The organism is Serratia sp. JUb9, assembly GCF_014298095.1.
Taxonomy (GTDB): domain Bacteria; phylum Pseudomonadota; class Gammaproteobacteria; order Enterobacterales; family Enterobacteriaceae; genus Serratia_B; species Serratia_B rhizosphaerae.
Genome location: NZ_CP060416.1, coordinates 1,502,542 through 1,525,231, shown reverse-complemented (window position 1 = coordinate 1,525,231; position 22,690 = coordinate 1,502,542). Strand labels below are relative to the sequence as shown.

Here is a 22,690-nt window from a genome sequence, read left to right as displayed (position 1 = left end):
TTTTTTCATGTCCGTACCGTTACAGCTCAATCCCCAGCGTCTGTCGCAGGTGGGCGCCGGCGCCCAGCAGGCCCGGCTGCGCATGGGTAATCATAAACACCGGGATCTCCTGCACGTAATCCTTAAAGCGCCCCTTGTCTTCAAACGCCGCGCGGAAGCCGGAAGCTTTAAAGAATTCCATAAAGCGCGGCACGATGCCGCCGGCGATATAAACGCCGCCGAAAGTGCCCAGCGTCAGCGCCAGGTTGCCGCCGAAACGCCCCAGAATCACGCAAAACAGCGACAGCGCACGTCGGCAGTCGATACAGCTGTCGGCCAGCGCGCGTTCGGTAATATCTTTCGGCGCCAGGTTCTCCGGCAGCCGGCCGTCAGATTTGACAATCGCCCGGTACAGGTTGACCAGCCCCGGCCCGGACAGCACGCGCTCCGCCGAAACATGGCCCATCTCCGCCCGCAGCGTTTCCAGAATGATGTCTTCTTCTTCGCTGTTGGGTGCGAAGTCTACGTGGCCGCCTTCGCCCGGCAGGCTTACCCACTGGCGATTGACGTGGATCAGATGCGCCACCCCCAGCCCGGTGCCGGCGCCGTAAACGGCAATCGGTTTATCCTGCTGCGCCTGACCGCCGCCGAACTGCAGCACGTCGGCATCCGTCAGCATCGGAATCGCCATCGACACCGCGGTGAAGTCGTTGATGACTTCCAGGTGCGCCAGTCCCAGGTTCGCCTTCATCTGTCTGATCGAAAATGCCCAGGAATGATTGGTCATCGCCACCCAGTCTTCCGTTACCGGACAGGCGATGGCGATACAGGCGTCCTGCACCTCCAGCTGATGCTCCTGCAGATATTGGCGGATCACCGCTTCCAGGCTGTCAAACTCCAGGCCTGAGTAGGTTTTCGCCTGGCTGATTTCACCCGTCTCTTGCGAGCAAAGCGCCAGGCGGGCATTGGTGCCGCCAACGTCACCTACGAGGGCATATGTCATCGATGTTTTCTCCGCAAAAAAGTAAATAAACGGCAGGCAGCCAACACTGTAAAACCCCGTCGGGAAAACAACAATCGCTGCCCGCGGCACGGCGGCTCAATAGTAACATAGATCACAAAAATCGTTTCGGCCGACCATCACGGCGTGCAAAACATGCCCTCTAACGCGCCAGGATATACTCCGCCGCCGCACGCGCATGAATCGCCGTGGTATCGAATACCGGTACCGAAGCATCCTGCGGGCCGACCAACAGGCCGATTTCCGTACAGCCGAAAATAATCCCCTGCGCGCCTTGCTGTTCCAGATCGCTGATAATGCGCCGATATTCCTCGCGCGAAGCGACATGAATGTGGCCCAGACACAGCTCCTCATAGATTATACGGTGCACGCTGTCGCGATCCGCCGCCACCGGCGTCACCACTTCGATGCCGAATTTATCCTGCAACCGCCCGCGATAAAAATCCTGCTCCATGGTAAAGCGCGTACCCAGCAGCCCGACGCGGCGGATATTTTGCTGGCGTACCTGCTGCGCCGTGGCATCGGCGATATGAATCAGCGGCAGGCCGCTGGCCTGCTCCACCACATCCGCCACTTTGTGCATGGTGTTGGTGCAAATCGCTATCGCTTCGGCGCCCGCCGCATGCAGCGCCGTCGCCGCCTGAGCCAGCAATCGTCCGGCGCCTTCCCAGTCGCCGCGATGCTGCAACTGCTCGACTTCATGGAAATCAACGCTGTACAGCACGATTTTCGCCGAATGCAAACCGCCCAGTTGCGTTTTCACCTGTTCGTTGATCATACGGTAATAAGGGATGGTGGATTCCCAGCTCATCCCGCCTAACAGTCCCAGCACTTTCATCATCGCCCCCGGAGTACGTTACGGATAATAGCGACCTTACCTGAGCTATCGCCGCTTGACGACCGGTTATTTTACCGCCAGCCGAGCCGCGATCCAGCGCTGGCGCAGCGCGTCATAGGCCCAGTTATACAATACGGTATACGGCAGGAAGAACAGGAAAAAGCCCAGTTCCAGCATAAAAGCCTGCACCAGCGTCAGGTTCAGCATAAAGGCGGCAATCGGTACGCCAATCAGAATAAAGCCGGCCTCAAAGCCGGCCGCGTGCAGCATCCGCACTTTCAGGTTGCGTACTACCCGGCTCACCGGCCACAGGCGATCAAACCCCGCGTTGTAAACGATGTTCCACAGCATGGCAACGCTGGAAAGCATGACCGCCAAAGCACCGACCTGCGCCATGGAACGGCCCAGGATCCACGAACCAATCGGTGCGCAGATCATGACGGCGATCGCTTCAAACCCCACCGCGTGGACGATACGTTCGCTAAAAGACTTGTTTTGCAGTTGCATAACTCACCTGTTTTTTTACTCATGGTTGGAAAAGTGAGGTGATTATCATCGCTTTTTTGCGTAGATTAAAAATAGGTTCCATCGATAAAGTAGATACATCTATGCGCTACTCACCCGAAGCCTTATTGGCATTTGTTGAAGCCGCGGCGCTCGGTTCATTTTCCGCCGCCGCCCGCAAGCTGAAGAAAAGTCAGTCGACCATCAGCACCGCTATCGCCAATCTGGAGGCGGATCTCGACTTAACCCTGTTCGACCGACAGTCGCGTCAGCCGACGCTGACCGTCGCCGGCCATAAAGTACTGGGGCACGTACAGGAGATTCTGGCCGCCAGCGAACGGCTGGACGCCCTGAGCATCCGCCTGGCGGACAAGATAGAACCACGGCTGACCATCGTTTTTTCTGATACTTATCAGCCGAGTTATCATGAAAACCTGATGGCGCAGTTTGAACAGCGCTATCAGGATATTGAGCTGGAATGCATGGTTGGCGAAGGGGAGGACGTGCTGGACTTACTGCAGAGCGGCCGCGCCCATCTGGGGATGCTGGCGGTGCAGCCGGACTACCCGTCCGATATCGCGGCGGCGCGGCTGCCGGAGCGCACCGAAATGGGCATTTTCGTCTCTCGTCAGCATCCGCTGGCCAGCGTCGTCCATCCCACACAGGAGCAGCTCGCCAGCGCCCGGCAGCTGTATCTCAACAGCTATATCAACAACCGAAACAAGCCGCAGGGACGCGTCTGGTCGGCCCCCAGCTATCTGATGCTGCTGGAGATGGCGGAACAGGGATTTGGCTGGGCGATTCTGCCGCACTGGCTGGTAAAGCAATACGACCACGGCCACCTGACCGAACTGCAGCCACGCGGCTGGCCGATGCTGATCTCCGTAGATGCGGTCTGGTCAAAACTTACCCCGCCGGGGCCGGCGGGGTTCTGGCTGCTGGAGCATCTGCTGAAAGGGTCTTCTGGCTAGGCAGCATCATTGCGTAATTGAATCGCCTGCGAGATGCTGTTCAGCAATTCCGGCACATCCATCGGCGGCAGCAGCACCTCAATCAACGCCAGCCGCCCGCTGTTGCCGGCCGTCTGCAGCGCGCTCTGCAGCTGCTGCGGCGTACTGACCCGCCGCACCGTGCTGGCCGTTGCCGACCCTAACGCCTGCGGCAGCGCGCACCAGTCCCAGGCGGCGATATCGTTATAGCGCTGCTGCGGCCCGTGGATGGCGCGTTCGACGGTATAGCCACCATTATTCAGCAGCAAAATCACCGGTTTGAGATCGTCACGCAGTAGCGATCCCAACTCCTGGATCGTCAGCTGCGCGGCGCCATCGCCGATCAGCAGCACCACCCGACGATCCGGCTGCGCCGTCTGCACGCCAAACGCCGCCGGCAGGGTGTAGCCGATCGACCCCCACAGCGGCTGATTGATAAACAGGCAACCCTGCGGCAGGCTAAGCGCCGCCGCGCCAAAACAGGCGGTGCCCTGATCGGCAATGATCGCGTCACCGGGTTGCAAAAATGCCTGCAGTTGACGCCAAAGTGCGTGCTGATCCAGTTTATCGCCCTCAGCGGCGGGTAATTCCGGGCGACTCACGGCCAGCGGCGGCCACTGCCCATTCAGCGACATCGTCAGCTGATGCAGCGCCTGTACCGCATCATGCATCGCCAGCGGGCTGAAGGTCTGCTGACCGACGCAGGCGGCGAACGGCTGGATATCGATACATTTTTCCGGCGTTAACCGCTGGCTGAAACCGGCGGTGATGGTGTCGGTCAAGCGCACGCCGACCAGTATGGTCGCATCCGCCTCTTCCACTCGCTGCCTGACCAGCGGATCGCTGGCCGCGCCGCTGTAGGTGCCGATAAATCCGGCATGGGTTTCATCCAGCACGCTTTTGCCCATCAGCAAGGTTGCGTGCGGCAAAGGGACTTCATTCATCCACTGCGCCAACGCCTGCCTTACGCCAAAGCGCTCGGCGAGAAAATCCGCCACCAGCGTGACGTGGCGCGCCGGCTGCAGGAGTTCGCGCGCGGCGGCGATAAACCCGGCCAGCGCCTCCGGCGCCGAATGAAACGCCGGTAACCTCAGCGGCGATAGCGGCGGCGTCAGCGGTGCCTGCGCCACGTCGCCCGGCAGCAGCAGATAAACCGGTCGCCGTTCGGTTAATGCCACGCTCAGCAGGCGGTCAATTTCCGCCTTGGCGTTGTCCAGCGTCAGGCTGGCCTGCGCCGCCGTCACCTCTTGCGCCATGCGCGCAAAGTGGCCGAAGTCACCGTCTCCCAGCGTATGGTGCAGCATCTCTCCGGCACGCTGGGCGCGCAGCATCGGCGCCCCCACCAGGTGAATGACCGGCAGATACTCGGCATAGCTGCCCGCAATGCCGTTGACGGCGCTCAACTCCCCCACGCCGTAAGTAGTCAGCAACGCCGCGGCCGGCTGACAACGCGCATAGCCATCGGCCGCGTAGGCGGCGTTCAGCTCATTGGCGCAGCCTACCCAGCGGATTTGCGGGTGATCGATCACATGATCCAGAAAATGCAGGTTGTAATCGCCCGGCACGCCAAAAAGATGGCGGATGCCTATCTGCGCCAGACGATCGAGAAGATAATCAGCTACCGTGTAGTGGGCGTTCATAAGCGTCACCTGTCTGACTGCGGTATGTACCGTTAAGTATTGACGACAGGGCGCAGATTACGAGCAAAAAAGAGGCGGGCCAAGCTTCACCGCATCGCATACCGAGAAACCGCCGGCTTCCGTCAGTTGAAAGATTAATGTACGCAGCGCCTTTTAGTGAAAGCGTATACACTAAAAATCTTCTTTCTGACTATCGGCGATTCTTGAGTATGAATATGGCTTATCAGGCGGACGATTCCCGTTATCAACATATGCACTACCAGCGCTGCGGGCGCAGCGGCCTGCAGTTGCCGGCCATTGCGCTGGGCCTGTGGCACAACTTCGGTGAAGTATCCTCGCAGGATAACGCGCGCCGGCTGGTGCAGCACGCTTTCAACCTGGGGATTACCCATTTCGATCTGGCCAACAACTATGGCCCGCCGCCCGGCGCCGCCGAAGAAAGTTTTGGCCGTATGCTGCAAAGCGATCTGCGGCCATACCGCGATGAGCTGATTATTTCGACCAAGGCCGGCTATACCATGTGGCCTGGCCCTTACGGCGACTGGGGATCCAAAAAGTATCTGGTCGCCAGCCTTGACCAGAGCCTGCGCCGTCTGGGGGTGGAGTACGTCGATATCTTTTATCACCACCGGCCGGATCCGCATACGCCGCTGGAAGAAACCATGGCGGCGCTGGATTTGCTGGTGCGTCAGGGCAAGGCGCTGTATATCGGCCTGTCGAACTATCCGGCACAGCGCGCCAGCGAAGCGTTCGCTATCCTGCAGCGGTTGGGTACGCCCTGCCTGATCCATCAGCCGAAATACTCCCTGTTTGAACGCGATGCAGAGACGCAATTGCTTGATACCCTGCAGCAACACGGCGTCGGCTGCATCACCTTTTCCCCCCTCGCGGGCGGCATACTGACCGATCGCTATCTGCAGGGGATTCCGCAAGATTCGCGCGCCGCCAGCGGCAGCCAGTTCCTGCGCCCGGAGCAGCTGACTGATGAACGGTTAGACAAAGTGCGCCGCCTGAATCAGCTTGCGCTGCAACGAGGACAGAAGCTGTCGCAGATGGCGCTGGCCTGGGTGCTGCGGCATCAAGCCGTCACGTCGGTGCTGATTGGCGCCAGTAAAACGACGCAGATAGAGGATGCGGTCGGCATGCTGGCGCATCGCGACTTTAGTCAGGAAGAGCTGGCGCTAATCGAACAGATATTAATGTAATCGGTTACAACCATATCGGTTTCAGACGAGGACAGGCAAGCATTCACAGAAAAATCTTAATTTACCTTGGGTTAGATTCTTTTCGGATTCTCCCTCAAAGGTTTGACATCGTGATGCCGTTACCCTGCTACGGCACAAAAGTATAAGGACGGTTTATAGGCAACATATAAATTATGCCGCCTATGAACCGCCGATAATAAGGAGAAAGCATGTTCAAACCTCTGCTACTGGCCGCCGTTTTCGTGGCCGCGACCGTTCCCCTGGCGCCGCAGGCGCAGGCGGACGGCTTGAATATCGATTTACTACCCGGCGTTTCTCTGCGTATCGGCGATCAGGACCGACGCGGCAACTATTGGGACGGCTATGACTGGCGCGATCGCGACTGGTGGGAGAGCCATCGCGGCCGCGAACTGGGCGAGCGCAGCCGGCGCGGCTACTACTGGGATGGTTATCGCTGGCGCGACCACGATTACTGGCGCAAACATTACTACTACCATGACGGACGCTATCGTAAATACGATAAGCACGAGTACAAAAGGTACAAGAAATACCAGAAAGAGCGCGAAAAAGAGTACAGGAAGTACCAAAAGGAACGTGATAAAGAATATAAAAAATACCAGAAAGAACGCTACAAAGAGTATAAGCACCACCATCATCACCACGATGACTGATAGCAAACAGGGCGCGAATTCGCGCCCTGTTGTGTTTTGCGGCCGGCGTCGCCGGTTAGAACAGACTGCTCAGCAACAAATAGCCGTTTAACCCCACCACGATGGCAACAATCAGCCAGCCAATGTTCTGAACGACGCGTCCGTTGACCATCTCCCCCATCAGCTCGCGGTTGCCGGTAAACTTCAGCAGCGGCACCAGCGCCAGCGCGATGCCGAAACTCAGCAGCACCTGGCTCATCACCAGAATATGCGTGGCGTCCATCCCCAGCATGATAACCACAAAAGACGGCAGCATGGTCACTACCCGGCGCACCCACAGCGGGATATAGAAGCGGACAAAGCCCTGCATCACCACCTGCCCCGCCAGCGTCCCCACCACGGTAGATGAGAGGCCGGCCGCCACCAGACTCAGGCCGAATACCGTGGCCGCCGCGTGCCCCAGCAGCGGCTGCAGCGTCAGGTAAGCCTGGTCAAGATCGGCAATGCCGCTGTGGCCGCTAAAATGGAAGGCCGCCGCGGCGGTGGCCATCATCGCCAGATTAACGAAGCCGGCAATGGTCATCGCCAGCGCCACGTCGACCTTGGTCGAAGCATAGCGCTGCGCCTTGGAACTGTTGCCGGCGGTCTGCGTCAGCGACGAATGCAGATAAATCACGTGCGGCATGATAGTAGCGCCGAGCACACCGGCGGCCAGGAATACCGCATCACCATTAGGCAGATCCGGTATCGCCATGCCTTTAACCAGCCCGCTCAGCTGCGGCTGCGAGAACACCAGCTCGACAATATAGGCCGCGGCAACGAACAGCAGCAACCCGCCGATCACCAGCTCCAACGGCTTTTGCCCGCGTTTTTGCAGCATCAGAATCAGGAAAGTAGCAATACCGGTCAGGATCGCCCCTTCCAGCAGAGTCACGCCCAACAGCAGCTTAAAGCCTATCGCCGCACCGATAAACTCGGCCAGGTCGGTCGCCATGGCGATAATTTCCGCCTGCACCCAATAGGCCCATACTGCCGGGCGCGGCAGGCGATCGCGAATATGCTCAGCCAGATTCTTGCCGGTGGCGATCCCCAGTTTGGCGGACAAAAGCTGGATCAGCATCGCCATTACGTTAGCCCACACCACCACCCACAGCAGCTTATAGCCGAAGGAAGCGCCAGACTGGATATTGGTGGCGAAGTTGCCGGGGTCGATATAGCCGATGGCGGCGATAAATGCCGGCCCCATCAGAGAAAGTTTAATCTTTCTGGACGGGCGGTCGGTAGATGTAGAGGTGTTAACCGCGCGACTGTTCAGCATATCGTGAAACCCTTACTATTATTAAGCTAACCATCATCCTACCAAGATGATAATAATTATCAATCGCATTTAATGCGGTAATGCTTATCTCTGTGATAGACAGCAACGAAGGTTGAAGAACAGATCGCAGCAAATTCAAACGTTTTGTACTCAACGGAACAGCACAGATGCAGGACGAAATACGCCTAATACTCAAATTAACATAAAATCCCCATCAATGCGCAAAATTATTAACATGTTGATTTTTGGCGATTTATCATGCTAATTTGAGAAAAATCCCAGTGTTATTTCCCATATTTGTAATTGAAGTCTCGTTTTTAAACGTAGCGTTACATAGAATGACAACCGAAATTCAGCCTGCCTCAAGTTTGGAGCACACATGTCCCATATTGCGCACTTTGCGTTAGCGTTAGTGGTGGTGGCGATTCTGGCGCTGTTGGTCTGCCGCGATCGCAAAAGCATCCGCATTCGCTATGTTATTCAATTATTGGTTATTGAAGTGTTACTGGCCTACTTCTTCCTGCATTCGGAAGCGGGATTGGGCTTTGTAAAAGGATTCGCCGCGCTGTTTGATAAGCTGCTCGGATTTGCAGGACAAGGGACTGAGTTTGTATTCGGCGGCATGGGTGATAAAGGCCTGGCGTTCTTCTTCCTGAAGGTGCTGTGCCCGATCGTCTTTATCTCCGCGCTGATCGGTATTCTGCAATATATTAAAGTGCTGCCGGTTGTGATCCGCATCATCGGCACCGTGCTGTCGAAGGTGAACGGGATGGGCAAGCTCGAATCGTTCAACGCCGTCAGCTCGCTGATCCTCGGCCAGTCCGAAAACTTTATCGCCTATAAAGATATTCTCGGCAAGATGTCGGAAAAACGCATGTACACCATGGCGGCGACCGCCATGTCGACGGTGTCCATGTCGATCGTCGGCGCCTATATGTCGATGCTGGATGCAAAATTTGTGGTGGCAGCGCTGGTGCTCAACATGTTCAGCACCTTTATCGTGCTGTCTCTGATCAACCCGTACGACACCAGCCAGGAAGAAGAGCTGCATCTGGGCAACCTGCACGAAGGCCAGAGTTTCTTTGAAATGCTGGGGGAATATATTCTGGCAGGCTTTAAAGTGGCGATTATCGTCGCCGCGATGCTGATCGGCTTTATCGCGCTGATCGCCGCCGTCAACGCCCTGTTCAGCGCCCTGTTCGGCCTGAGCTTCCAGGAGCTCCTCGGCTACTTCTTCTATCCGTTCGCCTGGATTATGGGTATTCCCAAGCATGAAGCGCTGCAGGTCGGCAGTATTATGGCGACCAAGCTGGTTTCCAATGAGTTCGTCGCGATGATGGAACTGCAGAAAATCAGCGCCGAACTGACGCCGCGCAGCCAAGGGATGCTGTCGGTATTCCTGGTATCGTTTGCCAACTTCTCCTCCATCGGCATCGTCGCCGGGGCGATTAAAGGCCTGAACGAACATCAGGGCAACGTGGTTTCCCGCTTCGGCCTGAAGCTGGTTTACGGCTCTACGCTGGTCAGCATTCTGTCCGCCTCTATCGCCGGCCTGGTGCTGGGGTAAACGCCGCACTGCGGTTAAGAAAGGTCGCTACGGCGGCCTTTTTTATTGGCTAATGTTCCGGATAAGGCTGCGCTAAACGCTGCAAAGCAAAAAGCCGACCCTAAGGTCGGCTTTTCTAAATGATGGTGGAGCTAAGCGGGATCGAACCGCTGACCTCTTGCATGCCATGCAAGCGCTCTCCCAGCTGAGCTATAGCCCCACAAATGTGGTCCGCATTAACCGGCGTTACGGTGTCTTCGCCAACCTTTCTGAGATAAAGGTTGGTGGAGCTAGACGGGATCGAACCGTCGACCTCTTGCATGCCATGCAAGCGCTCTCCCAGCTGAGCTATAGCCCCGACTCACAATCACTTTGTGCTGTGAACGGGGCGCATAATATGAAACCCGCCGTACGCTGTCAACGGCTAAATTAAATTCCTCGATCAAGCGCTGAAAAAGCCGCCAAATCAGCGCGTTTGCAGCTAAAGATTGACCATTGCGGGCAAAAATACGCCGCTTCCTCCCCCGCGATTTGATCGGGTACATGTCCGGTCAGTGAAAAAAAACCCCGGGAACGCATCCCCGGGGTTTTTCATCGGCCTGCCTTTACGATCAGGCTTGTGCTTCGCGCTCGGCAATATAGGCCAGCGCCATATCGATACGCTGCAGAGAACGCTGCTGACCGATCGCCTGTACAGTAACGTCCATGCTTGGCGACTGGCCGGCGCCGGTAACGGCAACGCGCAGCGGCATCCCTACTTTACCCATGCCGACGCCCAGTTCGTCCGCCGCGCCCTGAATGGCGTCATGCACGTTTTCCGCCGTCCAGTCGCTGATGGCTGCCAGCTTGGCGCGTACGGTCTCCAGCGGCTGACGCGCCACCGGACGCAGGTGTTTCTTCGCCGCGTCGGCATCAAACTCGCTGAAGTCTTCATAGAAGTAACGGCAGGCCGCCGCCATCTCTTTCAGCGTCTTGCAGCGCTCGCCCAGCAGTTTGACGATGTCTTTCAGCTCCGGCCCGTTGCGCGTTTCAATGCCGAGCTGCTCAACGTGCCAGGCCAGGTGCACCGCCACCTGCTCGGCCGGCAGATGGTTAATGTAGTGGTGGTTCAGCCACTGCAGCTTTTCGGTGTTGAAGGCGCTGGCGGATTTGCTGATGGCGTCCAGCGTAAAGAACTGTTTCATCTCGTCGACCGAGAAGATTTCCTGATCGCCATGGGACCAGCCCAGACGCACCAGATAGTTGAGCAGCGCTTCCGGCAGATAGCCGTCGTCGCGGTACTGCATAACGCCGACCGCGCCGTGACGCTTGGACAGTTTTTTGCCGTCATCGCCCAGGATCATCGAAACGTGCGCATACTCCGGCACCGGCGCACCCAGCGCTTTCAGGATATTGATCTGACGCGGCGTGTTGTTGATATGGTCTTCACCGCGGATCACGTGGGTAATCTCCATATCCCAGTCGTCCACCACCACGCAGAAGTTGTAGGTCGGCGAACCGTCGGTGCGGCGGATGATCAGATCGTCCAGTTCCTGGTTGCTGAATTCGATCGGGCCACGGATCTGGTCGTTAAAGATCACCGAGCCTTCCTGCGGGTTACGGAAGCGCACCACGTGCGGCTCATCCGACGTATGGCTGCACTGGCTGTCGCGGCAGCGGCCGTCATAACGCGGCTTCTCACCGTTTTCCATCTGCTTTTCACGCAGCGCTTCCAAACGCTCTTTAGAACAGTAGCAGCGGTAGGCGGTACCCTGCTCCAGCATCTGGTCGATCACCGCATTATAGCGATCGAAGCGTTTGGTCTGGTAATACGGGCCTTCGTCCCAATCCAGATTCAACCAGTTCATGCCATCCATAATCGCATCGATAGCATCCTGGGTGGAACGTTCCAGATCGGTATCTTCGATACGCAGCACGAACTCACCGCCGGCATGACGGCTGAACAACCAGGAGTAAAGCGCTGTACGGGCGCCGCCGACGTGCAGGTAGCCGGTTGGGCTAGGTGCAAAACGGGTTTTGATTTTCATTGGGATCACTGCCTTATTACGCAACGTCGCGTCGACGGGTGTCGACAATTGCTCGGAATTGAAAAAAGTGGGCAACATTGTATCACTACGCGTTAATTCCTCAACGCCGACGCGGCGTCCGGCAAGTTTATTTCACCCTGCCAACATCGTATTTCTTCCTATTATGCGCAAAGAATCGGCATTGCTGGCGATAAATATCGCAGCCTGCTTAAATTTGCGGCGAACGATTGAAATCATTTTAAAAACCGTTGACTCACTTTGAACTATCCCTATAATGCGACTCCAACAAGACGGGGCGATTAGCTCAGTTGGTAGAGCATCTCCTTTACACGGAGGGGGTCGGCGGTTCGAGCCCGTCATCGCCCACCATCTTGTTGAGAGCAGTAAGAAAAATGAGGGTGATTAGCTCAGTTGGTAGAGCATCTCCTTTACACGGAGGGGGTCGGCGGTTCGAGCCCGTCATCACCCACCATCATTTTCATGCTCAAGCAGTACCTGGAAGTCCCGAAGTGGGTGATTAGCTCAGTTGGTAGAGCATCTCCTTTACACGGAGGGGGTCGGCGGTTCGAGCCCGTCATCACCCACCACTTCTATGGGTCGTTAGCTCAGTTGGTAGAGCAGTTGACTTTTAATCAATTGGTCGCAGGTTCGAATCCTGCACGACCCACCATATTAGAAAAAAGCGCCTTTTGGCGCTTTTTTTGCATGTGCGCTCCATAATAATCCTCAACGCCAACATGACATATGCCTCAGAGGTCGTGTGGGATGAGAACCTGCGTTCAGGTTCGAGCCGAGCGAAGCGAGACGACAACGCGCAGCGTTGCCCAAAGGCCGAGTCAATCCTGCACGACCCGCCATATACGTCCTGTCACCACGCCCTGCGCCCTTTCCACAGCCCAAACAAAAAAGGCGCAGCCTGCGCTGCGCCCCCAATATCCGGCCATAGCCACACGGTAGCCCTCAGGCCGCCAGCGTCGCCCCGCCGTCAATCACAATATCCTGCATGGTGATATGGCTGGCCATATCCGAAGCCAGGAACAGAATGGCATCGCTGACCTCCTGCGGCTGAGCGATTTTCCCCAGCGGAATGCCCAGCTTAAACTGCTCGGGGAAACCGTTGATGGTTTTTTGCTCGCCGGTTTCATCCTGCCACATGCCACGCTGCATCGGCGTATTGGTCGAACCTGGCGACACCATATTCGAACGCACGCCGAATTCGGCCATTTCCAGCCCCACGGTCTGGCACAGGCTACGCAGCGCCGCCTTGGAGGCGCAGTAGGCCGCCATGCCGACGCGCGGCACGTGCGCCGCGTTGGAGGCAATGCTGACGATCGCACCGCGACGCTGGCGGCGGAATACCGGCAGCGTGTGGCGGAACATATTGAACGCCCCGCCGGCGTTAACGTTCAGGCAGGCCATCCAGTCGGCGCTGCTGGTGGCGTCGGTCAGGCCCATGCGCAAAATGCCGGCGCCGTTGACCAGCACGTCCAGCTCGCCGTGCTCCGCCAGCAGCCGCGTGCATACGCGATCCACCGCCTCGGCGTCGGCGATATCCAGCACTTCGGTGCGAAATGGGTACGCCGACTCGGCGAACCGCAGATCAAAGCCGATAACCTCAGCGCCCGCTTCCGCAAACTGTCGCGCGGTCTGTAAGCCAATGCCGGCGCCTGCGCCGGTCACCCACACGCGTTTGCCGCTAAAATCCCAGTTGCTCATCCGGCCTGCTCTCCGGCGAGCAGCGCCCACCAGCTGTCAATGGTCGGATTTTTGGCCAGCGCGATAAAATCGATATCGCCGCGAATTTTACGCCAGCGCGTCGCCAGCTCCATAATGCGCACCGAATCCAGGCCGTAATCAATCAGGTTCTCGTCGTTGCCCATATCTTCGCTGTCTTCATCCAACAGCGGCAGGATCATCGCCCGCAGCGCCTCTTTGCTGGCGATGGCGTTGCTTTGCGGCAGCAGTTCGGCGGTGCTGACCACGCGGCCGCAGCGGCCGGCGGTGTAACGCAGCGCCATCAGGTGTTCGTCGCGCGAGAAGTCCGCCAGCCCATCCGCCACCATAAACGGCTGGATATTACGCATAAATGCGTCGATGGAGGTGGTCAGGCAGCCGATATGCGCGTACACGCCGCAGATAATCAGCTGGTCACGGCCGGTTTCCTGCAAGATGTCCTGCAGCGGCGAGCGATGGAAGGCGCTGTAGCGCCATTTCACCAGCACGGTGTCATCCTCTTCCGGCGCCAGCGCAGCCACCACCGCCTGCTGTTCCGGATGTTTATTCAGCCCCGGCCCCCACATATCGTTCAGCAGCGCACGGTCTTCATCGCTCTGCTGGTTCGGCTGCGCGGTATAAAATACCGGGATGCCCTGAGACTTGCAGTAGCGGCGCAGGTTGGCGATATTCTCCACAACCTGTTTGATCATCGGGCTGTCTTCACCCCAGAAGTTAAGAAAATACTGCTGCATATCGTGAATCAGCAGCGCGGCGCGCTGTGGCTCAACCGTCCAGTTGACCTTATTGGCCGGTAATTCAGCCGCGGTCGGCAGCGCATAATCATTGAGTTTAGGAATGGCCATCGTTCAATCTCCCTGGACCTGGGTGGCTTGCTGCGCTTCCAGCAGGCGCTGGCGCAACAGTTTCTTGTCAACTTTACCGACCGCCGTCAGCGGCAGGCTCTCAACCTGCACAAAACGGTCCGGTAATTTAAATTCAGCAACGCCCTGCTCACGCAGATGACGGCGCAGCACCACCGGCTTGAGCGTCTCGCCGGCGATAAAATAGGCGCAGCTCTTTTCACCCATCAGCGCATCCGGCATCGATACCAGCGCGGCGTTAATCACCGCACCATGACGCAGCAGCAGGTTTTCGATCTCTTCCGCCGCGATTTTCTCGCCGCCGCGGTTGATCTGATCTTTTTGCCGCCCTTCCACGCAAATATAGCCGTCTTCAGTCATGCGGATCAGATCGCCAGAGCAGTAGAAACCGTCGGCGTCGAACGCGTCGGCATTGTGCGCCGGGCTCTGGTAGTAACCGCGGAAGGTGTACGGGCCGCGCGTCATCAGGCGACCGACCTGGCCGGCCGGCAGCGGATTACCGTCGTCATCAGCCACCCAGACTTCGTCGTCCGGCGACATCGGGCAGCCCTGCGTGGTGAGGATATGGCGATCGTCATCGTCCAGTTGGGTATAGTTCACCAGCCCTTCCGCCATGCCGAACACCTGCTGCAGCTGGCAGCCAATCTCCGCCGGAATGCGCGCCGCCAGGCTTTCGCCCAGCTTGGCGCCGCCGACCTGCAGCAGCTTCAGGCTGGCGAGCGGCGCGTTGCCGCCCCACTCTTCAATCGCCTGCAGCCACAGCGTGACCGCCGGCGGCACCAGCGCGGTGACGTTAATCTGATGCTGCTCAATCAGTTTGAAGCACTGACCGGCGTCCGGATCGGCGGCGAACACCACCTGACCGGCGGCATAAAACACGCCCAGCACGCCCGGCGAGCTCATCGGGTAGTTATGCGCCACCGGCAGCGCGCACAGGTAACGCGTCTCACTGTCAAAACGGCACACCTCTACGCTGCGGCGAATGCTGTAGTAGTAATCATTGTGGGTACGCGGAATCAGTTTCGGCGTGCCGGTGCTGCCGCCGGACAGCTGGAAAAACGCCACCAGGTCGGCCGCAGACGGCGTTGCGCGGAAATCGCCGCGCTCTTCCGCCAGCATCGCCGCCAGCGACTGTTCGCCCTGCGCCTGGCTGCGCAGCGCCACCACGCGCAGCGACGGGTGCTGCGCCCGGAAGGTCGCCAGAAAATCGTCATTGCCGAACAGCGCATGTTTGCTGTCTGCAATCAGCACCGCCGGTTTGATTTGCTCGGCGTAGGCGTTCAGTTCGCTGCGCTGGTGACTGAACAGCGCATTGACCGGCGCCACGCCAATTTTCAGCAGGGCGAAGAAGGTGACATAAAATTCCACCACGTTGCCCAACTGCACCAGGGCGGTTTCCCCCGGCTGAATACCGCGGCGCAGCAGCGCGGCGGCCAGACTATCTGACTGTTGATGCAGCTGGCGATAGCTCAGGCTGCCCTCGGCGTCGACCAGTGCGATCGCGTCGTTGTCCGCCTGGCGATCGAGAATGTCGGTCAGCGGTTGGTCAATCCAGTAGCCGCGGTCGCGGTAGCGCTGGGCAAACTCGGCCGGCCACGGGGTAAATGCAATACTCATGGTGTTGTTATCCTTGGTTCAATCCAAACGCACGCAAAATGGTGCTGAGCTTGGTGCCGGTTTCATGCCATTCAGACTCCGGCGAAGAATCTTTAACGATGCCGGCGCCGGCAAACAGGCGCACCTGGCGGCCCTGCACGGTGCCGCAGCGGATGGTGACCACCCACTCGCCGTTGCCTTCGGCGTCGCACCAGCCGACGATGCCGCCGAACAGGCCGCGGTCAAAAGGCTCCAGTTCGGCAATCAGATCGCGCGCTTTCAGCGTCGGCGTGCCGCACAGCGCCGGCGTAGGGTGCAGCAGGCAGGCCAGCGACAGCGCATTCTCCCGGCGGCAGTCCACTTCGCCGTCGATCGGCGTCGACAGATGCCACAGCGTGGTGGTGCTCAGCAGTTCGGGAGCCGTCGGGATATTCAGGTAGCGGCAGCGGCCGGTCAGCACCTGGCGCATACCTTCGGTGACAAAATCGTGCTCGACGTTATCTTTGCTCGACGCCAGCAGCTGCTCGCTCACCTCACGGTCGCGCTGCGGATTGGCGTCGCGTCGGGCGGAGCCGGCCAGCGGGTTGGAATAGAACTGCGCGCCGGACTTACGCAGCAGCAGTTCCGGGCTGGCGCCCAGCAGCGCCCCGTCTTCCAACGGCACATGGAAATGAAAACCGTTCGGGTTCTGCGCGATAATGCGCGCCATCAGCGCCTGGCGGTCGACCGGCTGCCGGGTTTCGATTTCCAGCAGGCGCGACAGCACCACCTTATCCAGCTCACCGCTGGCGGTTGCCGCCACGGCGTCGCTGACCATCTGCATAAAGGGCGCCTGCGCCGGCAGTTCATTCAGGGCGTCAATTTCCGGGCCGTCGGCGTCGGCCGCCGGCTGCGCCGCCATAAAGGCTTCGCGATCAAACCACTGGGTATGCTGCGGAATAAACAGCGACGACGGCTGGAGGGTATCAAACGGAATCGCGCCGCACAGCACCGGCTTTTTAATGCCGGCCAGTCGCGCGTCGTCAAAGGCGTGACGCACGGCCTGCTGAAACTCGCCGTTGATATCATCACCGCCGGCGGCCGGCAGAGTGATAGTGGCAAAGCACCCTTGCGTCGTCAGGCTGCGAAAAGGTGATGTGAAAAAGAAGCCTGACGCCGGATCGACACCGAATTGCGCCTGTTCGTTCTCTTTCGCGTGCGGTGCCTTCTGCTGAGCACCATTCACGGCTGTATCCATGGGTACGCCCTCTGTTATTCGCCAATAATAACCAATATAATAATGATTATCATTTGTGTTTCGTGGCGCTAAATTACCCTCCGTCTCTGGCTATGTCAATAAACGTAAACACTTCTTTACCCTGATAATCATGGTATAAACGTTGTGGTATTCTCTAGATAAATGATAACCATTAAGCTTTTCGCATTTAACGGCGAGTCAGGCTCGTCAACGACACCAACAAGGATTACCCGGATGAAGAAGATCCTGCTTTTGGGGCTGGCGTTATTGGCCATCTCAGCAGCACAGGCGGCTTCCCCACAGTGGCCCCGCACGATTGAAACCTCCCACGGCCCCGTCACCCTCAAGCAGCCCCCGACGCACATCGTTTCCACCAGCGTGACCCTGACCGGCACCCTGCTGGCGATTGACGCCCCGGTGATCGCCAGCGGCGCCACCAACCCCAACGGGCGCTTTACCGATAAGCAAGGCTTCTTCCTACAATGGGGAAAGATCGCCACACAGCGCGGCGTGAAACGTCTGTACGTCGGCGAGCCCAATGCCGAAAGCATTGCCGGCGAAGCGCCGGACCTGATTGTGATTTCCGCCACCGGCGGCGACTCCGCGCTGCAGCTGTATGACCAGCTGTCCGTCATCGCGCCGGTGCTGGTGGTCAACTATGACGATAAAAGCTGGCAGGAACTGGCGAAAGAGCTGGGTTATGCCACCGGGCGCGACGCCCAGGCCGAGAAACTGACCGCCGACTTCGCCGCCCGCGAACAGGCGCTGAAGCAGCACATCACGCTGCCGCCGCAGCCGGTCTCCGCCCTGGTTTTCCGTCAGGACGGCAAAGCCGCCAACCTGTGGACCGGCGAATCCTCACAGGGGAAAATGCTGCAGCAGCTGGGGTTCACCCTGGCGCAGCCGCCGGCCAACCTGCACACCAGCACCAGCCAAGGCTCGCGTGAAGATATTATTCAACTGTCGGGAGAGAGTCTGGCAGCGGGGCTGAATGGCCAGACGCTGCTGCTGTTCGCCAATGACGAGAATGACGTACAGCGTCTGGTGAATAATAAATTTCTGGCGCAGCTGCCGGCGGTGCAAAATAAACAGGTCTATGCGCTCGGCAACGAAACCTTCCGTCTGGACTACTACAGCGCCAGCAACCTGCTGACGCTGTTGGAAAAACGCTTTACTTCCCGCTAGTCTGCGCCGCAGCGGGCTGGAGGGTCGCCTCCGGCTCGCTGCGCGTTACCCGCCGCAAACTGCCCATCACCAACAGCAGCACCACGCCCAGCAGCGCCGCACCGAAGCCGAAGCCGGTCGAGGTCATGGCCGGCAGCATAAACGCCCCCATCGCCCCCAGCAGCAGCGCGCCCAGCGCGTCGCCCACCACGTTCTGCGCGGTCCACAGGCCGTTGATGCGGCCAAGGAACGCATCCGGCGTCAGGTTCTGAATCAGCCCGTACTGCAGCAGGGAATTCAGCGCGCTCAGATAGCCAAAGGCCACCAGACACGCCAGCGCCAGGCCGTACCACGGCATCAGGCCAAACAGGCCGACGGCGATAAAGGCAGCGATGGCGGTCAGCAGCATCATCCAGCCCGGCCGCACCACCTGCGCCACCCGGCCGCTGGTGAAGGCGCCGAGGGCGGCGCCCAGCGGCACGGCGGCATACATAAAGCCCAGTTGCGAAGCGTCAACGCCCCAACTGCCGGCCAGCGCCGGATACAGGATGCGCACCGCGCTGGCCATGGTCAGCAGCGCGCCGATCAGCGCCACCATGCCAATCACTTTGTTCTGGAACAGGAAGGCGAAACCGCCGGCCAGCGCCTTCAGCGGGTGTTCGCGCGGCTGCTCCGGCGGCGGCAGCTGCGGCAGACGCAGCAACGGCACCAGCGTCAGCAGCGTGCCAAGCGCCGCCAGCCCGTAGTTCCAGGCCACCCCGGCGTGGGCGATCAGCAGACCGCCCGCCGCCGGTGAGAGAATCGAGCCAAAGCGTACCGTCAGCATGCTGATGGCGCCGGCCTGTACGATATTTTCACGGCCGACCAGCGCCGGCGTCGCCGCCAGCAGCGCCGTGACGCCCACCGCACCGAAGAAGCCGTCCCACACCGCCAGCAGGTAAATCGCCGTCAGCGACGGCTCCGGCAGCGCCGCATTGAGGCACATGCCGACAAAGCCGACGCCGCAGGTGGAGCGGGCAAACAGGATCAGGCGACGGCGCTCATAGCGGTCGGCCAGGACGCCGCCCATCAGCAGACCGGCAAACATGCCGCCGCCGGCCAGCGTCACCGCCAGACCAACCAGCAGCGTCGAATCGGTCAGCGCCTGGATCTGCACCGGAATGGCAATCGCCATCAATCCCAGCGCCAGAATAGAGATAAAGCGCGCGCAGAAAACGGCGCGGAACGCCTGATTGGTCTTTAACAAACCAAAATCAAGCAAAATCGAGGGCTTACTCATGTGTTTTATCACCACAGCTTTATAAAGGAATTGCACGCTTGCTACTGCAATGGGGCAGCAACTCATGCTACCATAGATGAATACAATCAATAATGATAATAAATATCATTAATATTCAATTGAATAATGGGCTGTTATGTTCCGGCTTACACACAATTGCTCGCACGCTGCTTCAGCGCCCCAGGAAACTCTGTTTTTAGGTACTACGCGCGCCTTTCGCCGCCGGCTCTACGCGCTACTGTTCGCCGTACTGATTCTGCTGCTGATGATGGCGCTCAGCCTGGCGCTGGGCGCCCAATCCATCCCCTTCTCCACCGTTCTGCAGGCATTAAACGGCCAGTGCAGCGGCGTTGACTGCGTGATCATCACCGACGCCCGCCTGCCGCGTACGCTGATCGGCGTGCTGGCCGGCATCGCGCTCGGTCTGGCCGGCGCCCTGATGCAGACCTTGTCGCGCAACCCGCTGGCTGACCCGGGCATTCTCGGCGTCAACGCCGGCGCCGGTTTCGCCGTGGTGCTGGGCATGTCGCTGTTCGGCGCCACCGACATCGATCAATATCTGTGGTTCGCCTTTGCCGGTGCGCTCTGCGCCTCGCTGCTGGTGGCGCTGGTGGGTGCGCTCGGGCGCAGCACGCTGAATCCGGTGCGCCTGACGCTGGCGGGCGTGGCGCTGGGCGCGGTGCTGGACGGCATGACCACCGGGATTTCTCTGCTTAACCCGCAGGTGTTCGACCAGCTGCGCTTCTGGCAGGCCGGCTCGCTGGATATCCAAAATATGCAGGTGGTGCGCACCGTCGCGCTGCCGATTCTCCTCGGTACGCTGATCGCCCTGTGGCTGACCAAAGCCCTCAACAGCCTGAGCATGGGCAGCGATCTGGCCACCGCGCTGGGTACCGGCATCGTACGTACGCAGCTGCTCGGCCTGCTGGCCATCACCCTGCTGTGCGGCGGCGCCACCGCCGCCGTCGGCCCAATCGCCTTCGTCGGCCTGATGATGCCGCATATCGCCCGCCGTCTGGCCGGCTCCGAACTGCACTGGATTTTACCCTGGACGCTGGTGCTGACGCCGATCCTGCTGCTCAGCGCCGATTTAGTCGGCCGTTTCCTGGTGCCGGGCGAGCTGCGCGTCTCCATCGTCACCGCGCTGATTGGCGCACCGGTGCTGATTGCGCTGGTGCGTCAGCGTCATATGTTCAGGAGGAGCCGCTGATGGCCAGCCATACAGCCATGTTGTCCGCGCCGCAACGCGCCGCCCGCCTGTCGCGCGCCACCCTGACCGTGCTGCTGCTCACCGCCGCCTGCGCGGCACTGGCCGTCTATGCCCTCGGCGCCGGCACGCTGTCTTTGAGCGCTGCGCAGGTGATTGACGCCCTGCGCGGCGAAGGCCCCGCCAATCTGGCGGTAATCGTCACCCAGTGGCGTCTGCCGCGCGTGGTGATGGCGCTGCTGCTGGGCGCGGCGCTCGGCATCAGCGGCGCGATATTCCAATCGCTGCTGCGCAACCCGCTGGGCAGCCCCGACGTTATCGGTTTCAATACCGGTGCCTACAGCGGTGTACTGGTGGCCGTAGTGCTGTTTAACAGCAGTATCCTCGGCATCACCAGCGGCGCGCTGGCCGGCGGCCTGCTGACCGCGCTGCTGGTATACCTGCTGGCCTGGCGTAACGGCGTTGACGCCTTTCGCCTGATTATCGTCGGCATCGCGGTACGCGCGCTGCTGATGGGCGCCAATACCTGGATGATCGTCAGCGCGTCGCTGGAGGCATCGATGACCGCCGGCCTGTGGAGCGCCGGTTCACTGAACGGCATCACCTGGGCGAAAAGCCAGCCGGCGCTGCTGGCAATCGCGCTGTCGACGCTGCTGTTGTGCGGCCTGTCGCGCCGCATGCGTCTGCTGGAGATGGGCGACGACGCCGCCTGCGCGCTCGGCGTTTCGGTCGATCGATCGCGCGTTCTGCTGTTGCTGCTCGGCGTGGTGCTGACCGCCGCAGCTACCGCCGTCGCCGGGCCGATCTCCTTTATCGCGCTGGTGGCGCCGCAGATCGCCCGCCGCCTGTGCGCCAACCGCCACGTGCTGCTGCTGACCGCGCTGACCGGCGCCCTGCTGCTGCTGGCGGCCGACGTCGCCGCCCAGCGGCTGTTTATACCGTATCAATTGCCGGTCGGCGTGCTGACCGTCTGCCTGGGCGGTATTTACCTGATTTGGCTATTAATCCGTGAGTCACGTAGAAAATGAATACTGTAACGCCGCTGTCCGCGCCGCTGCGCGCCGAAAACCTGACGCTGGGCTATGACAAGAAAATCGTGGCGAGCGACCTGTCCGTCGCCATTCCGCACGGCGAGCTGACGGTCATTATCGGCCCCAACGCCTGCGGCAAGTCGACGCTGTTGCGTACCCTCAGCCGCCTGATGCAGCCGCAGCAGGGCCAGGTGTGGCTGAATGACAAACCCATCCGCGACTACGCCACCAAAGAGGTGGCGCGCCAGCTCGGGCTGCTGCCGCAAACGTCGATCGCCCCCGGCGATATTACCGTGTTCGATCTGGTGGCCCGTGGCCGCTATCCTCATCAGCGCCTGTTCAGCCGCTGGCGGGAGGAGGATCAGCAGGCGGTAGAAGAAGCGATGCGCGCCACCGGCGTGGCAGATCTGGCGGAACAGGCGGTCGACACGCTCTCCGGCGGTCAGCGCCAGCGCGTATGGATCGCCATGGTGCTGGCGCAGCAAACGCCGCTGCTCTTGTTGGACGAACCGACCACCTGGCTGGATATCACCCACCAGATCGAACTACTGGAGCTGATGCGCCAGCTGAACCGCGAGCGCGGCCATACGTTAGTGGTGGTGCTGCACGATCTGAACCACGCCTGCCGCTACGCCACCCATCTGATTGCCATGCGCGGCGGAAAGGTGATCGCCGAAGGCGCGCCGAAAGATATCGTCACGCCGCAGCTGATCGAAGAGGTGTACGGCCTGAAGTGCATGATCATTGACGATCCGGTGTCGCATACGCCGCTGGTGGTGCCGCTGGGTAAACCCTGAACTTTGCGATCGGCCTTCCTGATTTAAACATCGCCGTTTGCCGTCCCCCAGACCCGTCGTTAACC

At 59.6% G+C, this 22,690-nt stretch carries 19 protein-coding genes, 6 tRNA genes and 1 other RNA gene; 13 read left to right on the top strand and 13 right to left on the bottom strand.

Annotation, left to right across the window (positions count from 1 at the left end; translation table 11 throughout):
- Positions 1-19: 19 nt before the first annotated feature.
- From glk to HF675_RS07175, 3 genes are all read right to left on the bottom strand, one after another.
- The gene (glk, locus tag HF675_RS07185; protein WP_105232017.1) at positions 20-982 is read right to left on the bottom strand and encodes a glucokinase; all 963 of its coding nucleotides are present in this window, start codon (positions 980-982) and stop codon (positions 20-22) included.
- Between the two features lie 160 nt (positions 983-1,142).
- A complete protein-coding gene (locus tag HF675_RS07180; RefSeq protein ID WP_187044706.1) occupies positions 1,143-1,838 on the bottom strand; it encodes an aspartate/glutamate racemase family protein in 696 nt (231 codons plus the stop codon).
- Between the two features lie 66 nt (positions 1,839-1,904).
- Entirely contained in the window at positions 1,905-2,345 is a 441-nt protein-coding gene (locus HF675_RS07175) for a multidrug/biocide efflux PACE transporter (RefSeq protein ID WP_105232019.1), read from the bottom strand.
- Positions 2,346-2,446: 101 nt separating this feature from the next.
- Here HF675_RS07175 and HF675_RS07170 point away from each other — a divergent pair, with 101 nt between their 5' ends.
- A complete protein-coding gene (locus HF675_RS07170; RefSeq protein WP_111736689.1) occupies positions 2,447-3,313 on the top strand; it encodes a LysR family transcriptional regulator in 867 nt (288 codons plus the stop codon).
- Here the strand turns inward: HF675_RS07170 and HF675_RS07165 are convergent.
- On the bottom strand, positions 3,310-4,971 hold the full coding sequence (locus tag HF675_RS07165) for an alpha-keto acid decarboxylase family protein (RefSeq protein ID WP_187044329.1): 1,662 nt from the start codon (positions 4,969-4,971) through the stop codon (positions 3,310-3,312). The genes HF675_RS07170 and HF675_RS07165 overlap by 4 nt on opposite strands.
- A gap of 215 nt (positions 4,972-5,186) precedes the next feature.
- Between HF675_RS07165 and HF675_RS07160 the strand changes: the two genes are divergently transcribed.
- Positions 5,187-6,176 carry an aldo/keto reductase gene (locus tag HF675_RS07160; RefSeq protein ID WP_187044328.1) on the top strand — a complete coding sequence of 330 codons (990 nt, stop codon included), beginning with the start codon at positions 5,187-5,189 and terminating at the stop codon, positions 6,174-6,176.
- A gap of 209 nt (positions 6,177-6,385) precedes the next feature.
- On the top strand, positions 6,386-6,847 hold the full coding sequence (locus tag HF675_RS07155; protein ID WP_187044327.1) for a DUF2502 domain-containing protein: 462 nt from the start codon (positions 6,386-6,388) through the stop codon (positions 6,845-6,847).
- A gap of 55 nt (positions 6,848-6,902) precedes the next feature.
- Here HF675_RS07155 and HF675_RS07150 read toward each other — a convergent pair whose 3' ends face one another.
- The gene (locus HF675_RS07150) at positions 6,903-8,144 is read right to left on the bottom strand and encodes an Nramp family divalent metal transporter (protein ID WP_105232024.1); all 1,242 of its coding nucleotides are present in this window, start codon (positions 8,142-8,144) and stop codon (positions 6,903-6,905) included.
- A 379-nt stretch (positions 8,145-8,523) separates the two neighbouring features.
- Between HF675_RS07150 and HF675_RS07145 the strand changes: the two genes are divergently transcribed.
- The gene (locus HF675_RS07145; protein WP_105232025.1) at positions 8,524-9,711 is read left to right on the top strand and encodes a NupC/NupG family nucleoside CNT transporter; all 1,188 of its coding nucleotides are present in this window, start codon (positions 8,524-8,526) and stop codon (positions 9,709-9,711) included.
- Between the two features lie 123 nt (positions 9,712-9,834).
- Here HF675_RS07145 and HF675_RS07140 read toward each other — a convergent pair.
- The 3 genes from HF675_RS07140 to gltX all read right to left on the bottom strand — a co-directional run bounded on the left by HF675_RS07140 (position 9,835) and on the right by gltX (position 11,717).
- Positions 9,835-9,910 (bottom strand) — tRNA-Ala (locus HF675_RS07140).
- A gap of 62 nt (positions 9,911-9,972) precedes the next feature.
- Positions 9,973-10,048, bottom strand: a tRNA-Ala gene (locus tag HF675_RS07135).
- Between the two features lie 253 nt (positions 10,049-10,301).
- A complete protein-coding gene (gltX, locus tag HF675_RS07130; RefSeq protein WP_105232026.1) occupies positions 10,302-11,717 on the bottom strand; it encodes a glutamate--tRNA ligase in 1,416 nt (471 codons plus the stop codon).
- Between the two features lie 293 nt (positions 11,718-12,010).
- Here gltX and HF675_RS07125 point away from each other — a divergent pair.
- From HF675_RS07125 to HF675_RS07105, 5 genes are all read left to right on the top strand, one after another.
- Positions 12,011-12,086: transfer RNA gene (locus HF675_RS07125), tRNA-Val, on the top strand.
- A 27-nt stretch (positions 12,087-12,113) separates the two neighbouring features.
- Positions 12,114-12,189, top strand: a tRNA-Val gene (locus HF675_RS07120).
- 39 nt (positions 12,190-12,228) lie between these two features.
- A tRNA-Val gene (locus tag HF675_RS07115) sits at positions 12,229-12,304 on the top strand.
- 7 nt (positions 12,305-12,311) lie between these two features.
- Positions 12,312-12,387: transfer RNA gene (locus HF675_RS07110), tRNA-Lys, on the top strand.
- 74 nt (positions 12,388-12,461) lie between these two features.
- Positions 12,462-12,574: non-coding RNA, RtT sRNA (locus tag HF675_RS07105), on the top strand.
- Between the two features lie 103 nt (positions 12,575-12,677).
- Here HF675_RS07105 and dhbA read toward each other — a convergent pair.
- Genes dhbA through HF675_RS07085 form a run of 4 tightly spaced genes read right to left on the bottom strand, consistent with a single transcriptional unit; the run spans position 12,678 to position 17,147 of the window.
- Positions 12,678-13,433 (bottom strand): 2,3-dihydro-2,3-dihydroxybenzoate dehydrogenase, encoded by a 756-nt coding sequence (gene dhbA / locus HF675_RS07100; RefSeq protein ID WP_187044326.1) that lies wholly within the window; start codon positions 13,431-13,433, stop codon positions 12,678-12,680.
- On the bottom strand, positions 13,430-14,296 hold the full coding sequence (locus tag HF675_RS07095; RefSeq protein WP_105232028.1) for an isochorismatase: 867 nt from the start codon (positions 14,294-14,296) through the stop codon (positions 13,430-13,432). The genes dhbA and HF675_RS07095 overlap by 4 nt, the downstream gene beginning before the upstream one ends.
- Positions 14,297-14,299: 3 nt before the next feature.
- Positions 14,300-15,931: a (2,3-dihydroxybenzoyl)adenylate synthase gene (locus HF675_RS07090; RefSeq protein WP_187044325.1), complete on the bottom strand. Its 1,632-nt coding sequence runs from the start codon at positions 15,929-15,931 to the stop codon at positions 14,300-14,302.
- Between the two features lie 7 nt (positions 15,932-15,938).
- Positions 15,939-17,147 carry an isochorismate synthase gene (locus HF675_RS07085; protein WP_187044324.1) on the bottom strand — a complete coding sequence of 403 codons (1,209 nt, stop codon included), beginning with the start codon at positions 17,145-17,147 and terminating at the stop codon, positions 15,939-15,941.
- Between the two features lie 234 nt (positions 17,148-17,381).
- Here HF675_RS07085 and fepB point away from each other — a divergent pair, with 234 nt between their 5' ends.
- A complete protein-coding gene (fepB, locus tag HF675_RS07080; protein WP_187044323.1) occupies positions 17,382-18,332 on the top strand; it encodes a Fe2+-enterobactin ABC transporter substrate-binding protein in 951 nt (316 codons plus the stop codon).
- On the opposite strand, the gene entS is transcribed toward fepB, so the two are convergent.
- Positions 18,319-19,590, bottom strand: coding sequence for an enterobactin transporter EntS (entS, locus tag HF675_RS07075; protein ID WP_187044322.1), 1,272 nt, complete (start codon positions 19,588-19,590; stop codon positions 18,319-18,321). The two genes, fepB and entS, sit on opposite strands and share 14 nt — an antisense overlap.
- Before the next feature lie 136 nt (positions 19,591-19,726).
- Here entS and fepD point away from each other — a divergent pair, with 136 nt between their 5' ends.
- The 3 genes from fepD to HF675_RS07060 are packed head-to-tail and all read left to right on the top strand — an operon-like array spanning position 19,727 to position 22,625.
- Positions 19,727-20,800, top strand: coding sequence for a Fe(3+)-siderophore ABC transporter permease (fepD, locus tag HF675_RS07070; protein WP_105232033.1), 1,074 nt, complete (start codon positions 19,727-19,729; stop codon positions 20,798-20,800).
- Positions 20,800-21,825 carry an iron-enterobactin ABC transporter permease gene (fepG, locus tag HF675_RS07065; protein ID WP_111736682.1) on the top strand — a complete coding sequence of 342 codons (1,026 nt, stop codon included), beginning with the start codon at positions 20,800-20,802 and terminating at the stop codon, positions 21,823-21,825. The genes fepD and fepG overlap by 1 nt, the downstream gene beginning before the upstream one ends.
- On the top strand, positions 21,822-22,625 hold the full coding sequence (locus tag HF675_RS07060; protein WP_105232035.1) for an ATP-binding cassette domain-containing protein: 804 nt from the start codon (positions 21,822-21,824) through the stop codon (positions 22,623-22,625). Before fepG ends, HF675_RS07060 begins: the two co-directional genes overlap by 4 nt.
- The last annotated feature ends 65 nt before the right edge of the window (positions 22,626-22,690 follow it).

What these genes read in the sequence shown, in the direction of transcription:
- glk (WP_105232017.1), bottom strand. Translation starts at nt 982, where the DNA reads ATGACATATGCCCTCGTAGGTGACGTTGGCGGCACCAATGCCCGCCTG.
- HF675_RS07180 (WP_187044706.1), bottom strand. Translation starts at nt 1,838, where the DNA reads ATGAAAGTGCTGGGACTGTTAGGCGGGATGAGCTGGGAATCCACCATC.
- HF675_RS07175 (WP_105232019.1), bottom strand. Translation starts at nt 2,345, where the DNA reads ATGCAACTGCAAAACAAGTCTTTTAGCGAACGTATCGTCCACGCGGTG.
- HF675_RS07170 (WP_111736689.1), top strand. Translation starts at nt 2,447, where the DNA reads ATGCGCTACTCACCCGAAGCCTTATTGGCATTTGTTGAAGCCGCGGCG.
- HF675_RS07165 (WP_187044329.1), bottom strand. Translation starts at nt 4,971, where the DNA reads ATGAACGCCCACTACACGGTAGCTGATTATCTTCTCGATCGTCTGGCG.
- HF675_RS07160 (WP_187044328.1), top strand. Translation starts at nt 5,187, where the DNA reads ATGGCTTATCAGGCGGACGATTCCCGTTATCAACATATGCACTACCAG.
- HF675_RS07155 (WP_187044327.1), top strand. Translation starts at nt 6,386, where the DNA reads ATGTTCAAACCTCTGCTACTGGCCGCCGTTTTCGTGGCCGCGACCGTT.
- HF675_RS07150 (WP_105232024.1), bottom strand. Translation starts at nt 8,144, where the DNA reads ATGCTGAACAGTCGCGCGGTTAACACCTCTACATCTACCGACCGCCCG.
- HF675_RS07145 (WP_105232025.1), top strand. Translation starts at nt 8,524, where the DNA reads ATGTCCCATATTGCGCACTTTGCGTTAGCGTTAGTGGTGGTGGCGATT.
- gltX (WP_105232026.1), bottom strand. Translation starts at nt 11,717, where the DNA reads ATGAAAATCAAAACCCGTTTTGCACCTAGCCCAACCGGCTACCTGCAC.
- dhbA (WP_187044326.1), bottom strand. Translation starts at nt 13,433, where the DNA reads ATGAGCAACTGGGATTTTAGCGGCAAACGCGTGTGGGTGACCGGCGCA.
- HF675_RS07095 (WP_105232028.1), bottom strand. Translation starts at nt 14,296, where the DNA reads ATGGCCATTCCTAAACTCAATGATTATGCGCTGCCGACCGCGGCTGAA.
- HF675_RS07090 (WP_187044325.1), bottom strand. Translation starts at nt 15,931, where the DNA reads ATGAGTATTGCATTTACCCCGTGGCCGGCCGAGTTTGCCCAGCGCTAC.
- HF675_RS07085 (WP_187044324.1), bottom strand. Translation starts at nt 17,147, where the DNA reads ATGGATACAGCCGTGAATGGTGCTCAGCAGAAGGCACCGCACGCGAAA.
- fepB (WP_187044323.1), top strand. Translation starts at nt 17,382, where the DNA reads ATGAAGAAGATCCTGCTTTTGGGGCTGGCGTTATTGGCCATCTCAGCA.
- entS (WP_187044322.1), bottom strand. Translation starts at nt 19,590, where the DNA reads ATGAGTAAGCCCTCGATTTTGCTTGATTTTGGTTTGTTAAAGACCAAT.
- fepD (WP_105232033.1), top strand. Translation starts at nt 19,727, where the DNA reads ATGTTCCGGCTTACACACAATTGCTCGCACGCTGCTTCAGCGCCCCAG.
- fepG (WP_111736682.1), top strand. Translation starts at nt 20,800, where the DNA reads ATGGCCAGCCATACAGCCATGTTGTCCGCGCCGCAACGCGCCGCCCGC.
- HF675_RS07060 (WP_105232035.1), top strand. Translation starts at nt 21,822, where the DNA reads ATGAATACTGTAACGCCGCTGTCCGCGCCGCTGCGCGCCGAAAACCTG.